Annotated in this window: 6 protein-coding genes and 1 pseudogene; 3 read left to right on the forward strand and 4 right to left on the reverse strand. The window is 66.4% G+C overall.

The window, feature by feature from the left end:
• Positions 1–172, reverse strand: a pseudogene (locus WBF82_RS15360) (steroid C27-monooxygenase); the annotation flags it as partial.
• 140 nt (positions 173–312) lie between these two features.
• Here WBF82_RS15360 and purD point away from each other — a divergent pair.
• Positions 313–1,593 (forward strand): phosphoribosylamine--glycine ligase, encoded by a 1,281-nt coding sequence (gene purD, locus WBF82_RS15365; RefSeq protein ID WP_424383851.1) that lies wholly within the window; start codon positions 313–315, stop codon positions 1,591–1,593.
• Between the two features lie 61 nt (positions 1,594–1,654).
• Here purD and WBF82_RS15370 read toward each other — a convergent pair whose 3' ends face one another.
• Positions 1,655–2,491, reverse strand: a complete 837-nt coding sequence (locus WBF82_RS15370) for a helix-turn-helix transcriptional regulator (RefSeq protein WP_424383852.1) — start codon at positions 2,489–2,491, stop codon at positions 1,655–1,657.
• Between the two features lie 53 nt (positions 2,492–2,544).
• Between WBF82_RS15370 and WBF82_RS15375 the strand changes: the two genes are divergently transcribed.
• The gene (locus tag WBF82_RS15375; RefSeq protein WP_424383853.1) at positions 2,545–3,582 is read left to right on the forward strand and encodes an aldo/keto reductase; all 1,038 of its coding nucleotides are present in this window, start codon (positions 2,545–2,547) and stop codon (positions 3,580–3,582) included.
• A 32-nt stretch (positions 3,583–3,614) separates the two neighbouring features.
• Here the strand turns inward: WBF82_RS15375 and WBF82_RS15380 are convergent, their stop codons facing one another.
• Both WBF82_RS15380 and WBF82_RS15385 read right to left on the reverse strand, forming a co-directional pair.
• Positions 3,615–5,195: a gamma-glutamyltransferase family protein gene (locus WBF82_RS15380; protein ID WP_424383854.1), complete on the reverse strand. Its 1,581-nt coding sequence runs from the start codon at positions 5,193–5,195 to the stop codon at positions 3,615–3,617.
• A 3-nt stretch (positions 5,196–5,198) separates the two neighbouring features.
• A complete protein-coding gene (locus tag WBF82_RS15385; protein ID WP_424383855.1) occupies positions 5,199–6,740 on the reverse strand; it encodes a FadD7 family fatty acid--CoA ligase in 1,542 nt (513 codons plus the stop codon).
• A 59-nt stretch (positions 6,741–6,799) separates the two neighbouring features.
• Between WBF82_RS15385 and oxc the strand changes: the two genes are divergently transcribed.
• Entirely contained in the window at positions 6,800–8,503 is a 1,704-nt protein-coding gene (gene oxc / locus WBF82_RS15390) for an oxalyl-CoA decarboxylase (protein ID WP_424383856.1), read from the forward strand.
• Positions 8,504–8,533 lie beyond the last annotated feature (30 nt).

Consider the following 8,533-nt stretch of genomic DNA (forward strand, 5'->3'; position numbering starts at 1 on the left):
CCCAATACCCGCCGTCGTCAAAGAGATTGGTACCCGGCTGCTCGTTCCACCAGACCGGCGCAGTTCTGCGCAGCTCAGCGAACTCGGCAGCCGGCACCTGGCGTTGCAGCATGTCCGGATCGGTGAAGTCGAAACCGGCTCCGAACGGGCAGGCACTCTGTGTTGTCGTCACGTGCGGTCACCTTCCTGGGTGAGTCGGAGCACACCCTTGTCATGACCATACACCAAGCTGTCAAGTGTATGGCCGCCATACTTCCCGCCACCGCCGCTGCTGGCGCGGCGCGCATCGTCGCCAGGCTAAAGTGACCTTTCGTGCGCGTCCTGGTAATCGGGTCCGGTGCCCGCGAACATGCCTTGCTGCTGGCGCTGCGCGCCGATCCCCAAGTGGAGGCGCTGGCGATCGCACCCGGCAACGCCGGCACCTCGTCAATAGCCGATCAGCACGATGTCAACATCACCTCCGGCGATGACGTCGTTGCGTTGGCCCGCCAGGTTCGGGCTGATCTGGTGGTCATCGGCCCGGAAGTCCCGCTGGTGCTCGGGGTGGCCGACGCGGTGCGTGACGCCGGTATCGCCTGTTTCGGGCCCAGCAAGGCGGCGGCGCAGATTGAAGGCTCCAAAGCCTTCGCCAAAGATGTGATGACCGCTGCAGGTGTCCGTACCGCAGCCAGCGAGATCGTCGATAGCCCAGCACGTTTGGATGCGGCGCTGGACCGTTTCGGACCGGCCGCCGGCGAGCCTGCCTGGGTGGTGAAGGATGACCGGCTGGCCGCCGGAAAGGGTGTGGTGGTCACCCACAGCCGTGACACCGCGCGCGCTCACGCCGCGAGCCTGCTGGAGTCCGGACATCCGGTGTTGCTGGAGTCCTACCTCGACGGTCCCGAAGTGTCGCTGTTCTGCCTCGTCGACGGGCAGACTGTGGTGCCATTGCTGGCCGCACAGGACTTCAAGCGAGTCGGTGACGGGGACACCGGCCCCAACACCGGCGGCATGGGCGCCTACGCGCCCGTGCCGTGGCTGCCCGCAGACATCTACCAGACGATGGTCAGTGATATCGTGGAACCCGTTGCGGCCGAACTGGTTCGTCGCGGCAGCCCGTTTTCCGGGCTGCTGTACGCCGGGCTGGCGGTCACGTCCAACGGGCCTGCGGTAATCGAATTCAACTGCCGCTTTGGCGATCCGGAAACGCAGTCGGTTCTTGCATTGCTCGATTCCCCGCTGGGCCAATTGCTGCATGCGACAGCCACCGGCGAGCTGGCCAGTTTCGGTGAGTTGCGTTGGCGCGATGGTACGGCGGTGACGATAGTGCTTGCGGCGGAAAACTATCCGAGCCGGCCGCGGGTCGGTGACGTGATCGTGGGATCGGAGGCCGACGGGGTACTGCATGCCGGAACGGCCCGCCGCGACGACGGCGCGATCGTGTCGTCCGGCGGTCGGGTGCTCTCGGTCGTCGGCACCGGGACAGACCTGGCCGAAGCCCGTTCTGCCGCCTATGACATTCTCAGGTCGATTCGATTGCCCGGCAGCCACTTTCGCACCGACATCGGCTTGGCAGCTGCCGAAGGCAAGATCGTCGGCCCAATCGGTCAATGAGTTGCGGTGCCCTGGGGTCAGTGGGGAAGGCAGCGCGCTGAAGCGGTAGGCGGCGCGAGGTTCAGGCGCCGACTTCCTGCGCGCCCAGGACGCCGAGCAGCTCCAGCTTGCCGTACGACTCCGACGCCGGCGGCGCGCTGAGGATAACCAGCCGCTGGTTCCCGTCTGCGGTGGCCAGGATCTCGCAGTCCAGGCTGATGCTGCCGACGCGCGGATGAATGAACGTTTTGTGATCGTCGGGCGGGACTCCCACCTCATGGCGCTCCCACAGCTGCCGGAATTCATCACTGCGTGACAGCAATTCGCCGACAAGGGTTCGAACATCTGCGTCACCGCGACGGCGCGACCAGGCCGCCCGCAGGGCCGCCACCCGGACTCGAGCCTGGTGATCACGCTCCCCGGGCGGAACCAGCTCGCGAAATCCCGAGCCGAGGAACCACTTCCACGCCATGCTGTCCTGAATTCCGCTGCCCACGTGGTCACCTGTCAGCAGCACCGACAGCCGGTTCTGGGCAAGGAACACTTCGAGGTCGGAGCAAACGAATGCGGCACAGTCGTCAAGCTGATCGAGTACGTGGATCAGCGCCGGCCGCACAAACGTCGACGACGCTGTCCGCTCGGGTGCAGGATGACCGGCGAGCCGGAACAGGTGGTCGCGTTCGTCGAGACTTAGGCGCAGTGTGCGGGCCAGCGCCGCCAGCATGTGCGTCGAGGGCTGCGGACCGCGGCGCTGTTCCAGTCGGGTGTAGTAGTCGACCGACATGCCGGTCAGCTGCGCCACCTCCTCGCGGCGCAGGCCGCGTGCCCGCCGACGGGGCCCAGCAGTCAGCCCGACCGCGGCCGGTGCCAGCGCCTCTCGGCGGCCCCGCAGGAAGTCGGCCAACGCGTCGCGGTCCATTCGGCCATCCTCGCCCACTCGCATCCGGTGTGCCAGGGATCGCCAGTCCCAGGATGCACGGGTCCCTGGTGCCGACCACAGCCGCGGTACAAGCTGAACCCGTGAAGACGAATACCTTGGGAACGCTCGGAAAGACGTCGGCGATCGGCCTCGGCCTCATGGGCATGAGCGATGCGTACGGACCTACCGACCGCGCTGAATGCATCGCTACCATCCATGCCGCACTCGACGCCGGCATCACGCTGCTCGACACCGGTGACTTCTACGGCATGGGCCACAACGAGATGCTGCTGCGCGAGGCCCTCGACGGCCGCGACCGCGAGCAGGTGCAGATCAGCGTCAAGTTCGGTGCCCAGCGCTCACCCGAAGGTGCATTTCTTGGGTTCGACGGGCGCCCGGCGGCGGTGAAGACCTCGCTGGCTTACTCGCTGCGTCGGCTGGGCACCGACTACATCGACGTCTACCGGCCCGCCCGGCTGGACCCGCAGGTCCCGATAGAAGAAACCGTCGGTGCGATCAAGGAGATGATCGATACGGGTTACGTCCGCCATGTCGGGCTGTCCGAAGTCGGCCCCGAGACGATTAGAAGGGCCCAGGCGGTGCATCCGATCAGCGATCTGCAGATTGAGTACTCGTTGATATCCCGCGGCGTCGAAGCCGAAATACTCTCCACTCTGCGCGAATTTGGCATCGGCGTCACCGCTTACGGGGTGCTGTCGCGTGGCTTGATCAGTGGGCACTGGTCGCCCGACAGCGGCGGCCCCGGCGACTTCCGCTCGCATCACCCGCGTTTCAGCGGCGACAACCTCGACCGCAATCTCGGCCTCGTCGAGCGGCTACGCGAGGTGGCGGCAGAACTCGGCATCTCAGTGGCGCAGGTCGCGATCGCCTGGGTGAGAGCCCAGGGTGATGACATCGTGCCGCTGGTAGGCGCGCGCACTCGCAAGCGGCTGGCCGAGGCGCTGGGCGCTGCGGACGTCGAACTGACCGATGATCAGCTTGTCGCAATCGAACTCGCGGTACCCAAGGGCGCCGCTGCCGGTGACCGGTACGACGCCGCGCAAATGGCGATGCTCGACAGCGAGCGCTGACGGCTGATCGATATAACCGGTTCAACGCACCCTTAGAAACCCGCGGCTTGGCCGTCGCGGCGCGGGTCGCTCACCGCAAGATATCCGTCGTCGAGCCGCCAGATCGCCTGGCAGCTGCCGAACTGGTTGTCGTCGTCCGTAGTGACCAACTGGTGACCGCGCCGCTGGAGATCGTCGAGGGTGGACGGCGGAAAGCCGGCCTCGCAGCACACCTGCAAGCCCTGCACCCAGCGAAAGCGCGGGCCGTCGCAGGCCGCCTGCGGATTCTGGCCGTGGTCGACGATGCGGGACACCACTTGTACATGGCCCTGGGGCTGCATCGGCCCGCCCATCACCCCGAAGCTCAGCACCGGCGCGCCGTCCCTACTCAAAAAACCGGGAATGATGGTGTGGTAAGGCCGTTTGCTCGGCCCGACCTGGTTCGGATGTCCCGGTGTCACAACGAAATCCGCGCCGCGGTTTTGCAACGATATCCCGGTGCCCGGTACCACCACGCCGGAGCCGAACCCCATGTAGTTCGACTGGATCATCGACACCATCACTCCCGAGGAGTCGGCGGCGGTGAGATACACGGTGCCCCCGCGCGGGGTCCCGGCGGACATCGGCTTCGCCCGGTCGCGGTCGATCAGCATCGCGCGCTCCCGCAGATAATCCTTGTCCAGCAACCGTTCCGGGCGCACAGCCATGTGGTCGATGTCGGCGACGTAGGCCTGCGCGTCGGCAAAAGCGAGTTTCACCGCTTCGATTTGCAGATGCACGCTGTCGGCGGAATCCACTGGAAACGAGGCCATGTCGAACTCTTCGAGGATGCCCAACGCGATCAACGCGACGATGCCCTGGCCGTTGGGCGGTATCTCGTGGACGGTGTATCCGCGGTAGTCGCCGCCCAACGTCCCGACCCAGTCGGCACGATGTGCGGCGAGGTCGCTGGCCCGCATGGCGCCGCCGTTGGCCGTGGCGTGGGCTTCCATCTTCGTCGCCAATTCGCCGCGATAGAACGCCTCGCCGTCGGTCGCCGCGATCACCTCCAGCGTCGCCGCATGGTCGGGCAGGGTGACCAGTTCGCCGGGCTTCGGCGCCCTACCCTCGCGCATGAACGCCTCGGCGAATCCCGGCTGGGGCCCGAACAAGGGAACCATCGCGGCCCATTGCTGCGCGATCGTCGGCGAAACCAGAAAACCGTTGCGGCCGTAGGAGATCGCCGGCTCGAAGAGCCGCTCAAACGGCAGCTTGCCGAACTTGGCGTGCAGTTCAACCCACCCCGACACCGCGCCGGGCACGGTCACCGAGTTCCACCCCAGCGCGGGTACACCGTTGCCGCCGAAGAATTTTGGCGTCCACGCCGCAGGCGAACGGCCCGACGCGTTCAGTCCGTGCAGTTGTCGACCATCCCACACGATGGCGAAGGCGTCCGACCCGATGCCGTTGGAGACCGGTTCTACCACCGTAAGGGCGATCGCGGTGGCGATGGCCGCGTCGACCGCGCTGCCACCGTCGGCGAGCATTCGAAGACCCGCCTGGGCGGCAAGCGGTTGTGTTGTGCACACAACGTTGCTTGCCAGCACCGGCTTGCGCGGCCAGGCGTACGGCAGGTCCCAATCGAATGGCTGCACCGGTCAATCGCCCTTCCCGAACTTTTCGGCCACAGCTCGGCGGTCCACCGAACCTTTCGCGGTATGCGGAAGCTCGTCGGTCAGCGCGATGCTGGTGGGCACTTCGAAGGCGGCCAGCCGCTCCCGGCAGAACGCGGTGAGTTCGGCAACGGTTGGAGGGGCATCTTGATCGGGCACCACCGCCCCACCGACTGTCTCCCCGTAAAGCTCATCCGGAACACCGAAGACGGCCGCCTCCAACACCTTCGGGTGACCGGCTAGCACGGTTTCGACTCGCTCCGGCGATATCTTCTCTCCGCCTCGGTTGATGAGTTCTTTGATGCGGCCACGCAGCGTCAGCTCTCCGGTCTCCGATAGCGAGCCCAGATCGCCGGTGTGCAGCCATCCGTCGGTGAACGTTTGCTCGGTTGCGCTCGGATTGGCCAGATATCCACGAACCACAGTGGGGCCGCGGACCCAGATTTCTCCGACGGCATCCGGTGGACAGGGGCGGCCGTCGTCGCCGACGATTTGCACGTGCACTCCCGTCGACTGGCCGATAAGGCCGGCTGTCACCGTCTCGTCCTGGCTGGTGGTTGCGATCTGGTGGGTGGCCTCGGTCATGCCATATGCGGACCGCACCGACGCCCCGAACGTCGTCTGCAACGCTTTCGCCGTTTCCGGGTTCAGCGCCGCGCTGCAACTGCGGATGAAGCGCAGCCGGGCCCGTTCCGGATCAGTGTCAGTGCCCTTGCGGCCCAACAGAATCTGGTGAATCGTCGGCACCGCAGTGAACCACGTCGCGCGCGCCGCCCGAACGTCGTCATCGAACGTGTGCGCGGAAAACCGCCCCCCAGCGGGGATCAGCACCGTCCCCCCCGACGCCAGAGTCGCCAGCAGCGCGGCAATCAGCCCATGCCCGTGGAACAGCGGCATCACCGCGACGGTCGCATCGTCGGGCCCGAGCTCATAGCTGGCGACGACGTTGCCGACTGAGGTCGCGACGTTGTGGTGGGTCCACGGAACCATCTTGGGGGCGCCGGTGGTGCCGCCGGTGAACATGATCAGCGCGTCGTCGTCCGGCAGCAGTCCATCCGGTCCGGTGCTCGCCGGGGCAGGCGCCGCCGCGGTGTCGACATGCGCGGTGACGGCGCCACCGCTCGTCGTCACCGAGATCGGCCAGTACGGCAGGACTCCGTTTTCGCCCGCCGCGTCTCCGTCGACCAACACCACACGTCCGCCGGCGGACGTGATCCGGGCATGCTGGTCGGCGAGTGGCAATGCGGGATCCAGCGGGACCACGACCAGCTCCGCACGCGAAGCCGCCAGTAAGCCGACGACGAACTCGGCGCTACTGGGTGCCCGCAGCCCGACCCGGTCGCCGGGCAGCAGGCCGCCTTGGGTCAGCTGTACGGCCAGGTCGTCGACCACGCGCAGCAGGTCGCGGTAAGTGATCGGAATGCGGTCGGCGGTGACGACCAGCGCATGCGCCTGCGGGTGGCGACTTGCCGTCGACGCGAGCAGATCGGCGATAGGCGGGCTCGAACCAGCCCGGTGGTCGGTCATGCTTCACACGATGCCGGGAGGTCGCGCAGCCGTGCAATATCCGTACGCTAATGAAGACCATGAGCACTGAATCGGCAGTTCCCGAACTAACCGACGGCTTCCATGTGTTCGTCGACGCCCTCAAGCTCAACGGCATCGACACCATCTACGGCCTTGTCGGCATCCCGATCACCGATCTCGCGCGCCTCGCGCAGCAATCTGGGATCCGGTTCATCGGTTTCCGCCATGAGACGTCCGCGGGCAACGCCGCGGCCGCCGCCGGGTTTCTCACCCGACGGCCCGGTGTCTGCTTGACTGTCTCGGCGCCCGGTTTTCTCAACGGCCTGGTTGCGCTGGCCAACGCCACGACGAACTGTTTCCCGATGATCCAGATCGCGGGATCCAGCGAGCGGCACCTGGTGGACATGCAACGTGGCGACTACGAGGAACTCGATCAGCTCGCCGCGGCCCGACCGTTGGCGAAGGCGGCGTACCGGATCGGCCGGGTGGAGGACATCGGCCTGGGTATCGCCCGCGCGATCCGCACCGCGACCTCCGGACGCCCCGGCGGCGTCTATCTCGACATTCCGGGCGCCGTGCTCGCACAAGCCATCGATGCGCAGACGGCGGCCAACAGCATCTGGCGGGTTGTCGACCCCGATCCAGCCCAACTGCCGGCGCCCGAGGCGGTCGATCGTGCGGTGCAGTTACTGGCTCAGGCGCAGCGACCGCTGATTATCCTCGGTAAAGGGGCGGCTTACGCCCAGGCGGACAACGTGATTCAGAAGTTTGTACAAGCCAGCGGCATTCCGTATCTGCCGATGTCGATGGCCAAGGGGCTGCTGCCCGACACCCACCCGCAGTCGGTGGCAGCGGCACGCTCATTGGCGCTGGCCCGCGCAGACGTGGTCATGCTGGTCGGAGCCCGGCTGAACTGGTTGTTGGGTCATGGCGCGTCGCCGCCGTGGTCGGCAGATGCCAAATTCATTCAGATCGATGCTGCGGCATCCGAATTCGACAGCAACCGTCCGATCGCCGCGCCGCTGACCGGCGACATTGGCTCGGTGATGTCAGCATTGCTCGATCGCATGGGCGCTGATCCGATCACCGCACCGACCGCGTGGACCGGTGAACTCGCCGAGCGCCGGTCGCACAACGACGCGGTGATGCGCAAACGCTTGGCCGAGGATCCGCACCCGATGCGGTTCCACAATGCGCTGCGCGCGGTTCGCGATGTGCTGCAACAACATCCGGAGGTGTATGTGGTCAACGAGGGTGCCAACGCGTTGGACGTCGCCCGCAACGTGATCGACATGCAGCTGCCGCGCCACCGGCTGGACAGCGGAACCTGGGGTGTGATGGGTATCGGCATGGGCTATGCCATCGCTGCCGCGGTGGAGACCGGCCAACCGGTGGTGGCAATCGAGGGCGACAGCGCCTTTGGCTTCAGCGGCATGGAATTCGAGACGATCTGCCGCTACCGGCTGCCGATCACCGTCGTCATCCTCAACAACGGCGGCGTTTACCGGGGCGACGAGACTTCCGGCAACGAGCCTGCGCCGACCGTGCTGAGTCCGCATGCTCGCCACGAGTTGATCGCCGAGGCTTTCGGCGGCAAGGGTTATCACGTCACCACCGCCGCCGAACTCCAATCCGCCCTGACCGACGCGCTGGCATCCCACGGGCCGGCGATCGTCGACTGCGAGCTCGACCCGGCCGCGGGTGTGGAGAGCGGACACCTGACCAGCCTCAACCCGAAAAGCGCGGCCAAACCCAGCACCTAGGGGCCGATATCGTCGGCGCTACGGTAGCTG

The organism is Mycobacterium sp. (assembly GCF_049673265.1).
Classification (GTDB): Bacteria; Actinomycetota; Actinomycetes; order Mycobacteriales; family Mycobacteriaceae; genus Mycobacterium.